The 892-nt window shown below is 67.6% G+C and carries 1 protein-coding gene; it reads left to right on the top strand.

The genetic code is table 11. From position 1 onward, the window contains the following. The coding region (locus IEZ27_RS53435) for an IS30 family transposase (RefSeq protein ID WP_189654320.1) at positions 1 to 786 on the top strand (786 nt) is incomplete at its 5' end. Positions 787 to 892 lie beyond the last annotated feature (106 nt).

Below are 892 nucleotides of genomic sequence, written 5' to 3'. Positions count from 1 at the left end.
GAGCAGATCGCCCATCGGCTCCCGATCGACTTCCCTGAGGATGAGACGATGCGGATCTCGCACGAGGCCATCTACCAGGCCCTGTACATCCAGGGCCGGGGCGCGCTGCGGCGCGAGCTGACGGCCTGTCTGCGCACCGGCCGCGCGCTGCGAGTGCCCCGGGCCCGGACGCGCCAGCGCGGGAAGAAGTTCGTCACTGAGGAAGTGCTGATCAGCCAGCGTCCCGCCGAGGCCGCCGACCGGGCGGTGCCCGGGCACTGGGAAGGCGACCTCATCATCGGCCTGGACAGCTCTGCAATCGGCACGCTGGTCGAGCGCACCACCCGGTTCACGATGCTGTTGCATCTGCCCCGGATGGAAGGCCATGGCGAGAGCGAGCGGGTCAAGAACGGCCCGGCACTGGCCGGACACGGCGCCGAAGCGGTGCGCGACGCCATCGCCGCCACGATCATCACGCTGCCCGAGCAACTGCGCAGGTCACTGACCTGGGATCAGGGCGCGGAGATGGCCCAGCATGCGCGGTTGCGCATCGACACCGGGCTGGAGGTCTACTTCGCCGACCCGCACAGCCCCTGGCAGCGTGGCACCAATGAGAACACCAACGGCCTGCTGCGCCAGTACTTTCCTAAGGGCACCGATCTGAGCAGACACGGCCGAAGCGAGCTGGACGCGGTCGCCGTCACACTCAACAGCCGCCCTCGCAAAACACTCGGCTGGCGTACTCCCGCCGAGGCGTTCAACGAACATCTATGCTCACTGACAAGCAGTGTTGCAACGACTCCTTGAACCCGCCCAGTACACCTCGATCGCCTTCGGGCAGCGATGCGAGCAGGCCGGGGTTCGCCCCTCGACGGGCAGGACCGGGACGTGCTTCGATAACGCGGTCACGGAG

This window comes from Nonomuraea spiralis (genome assembly GCF_014648435.1).
Classification (GTDB): domain Bacteria; phylum Actinomycetota; class Actinomycetes; order Streptosporangiales; family Streptosporangiaceae; genus Nonomuraea; species Nonomuraea spiralis.
This window is presented reverse-complemented; position numbering and strand designations above follow the sequence as displayed.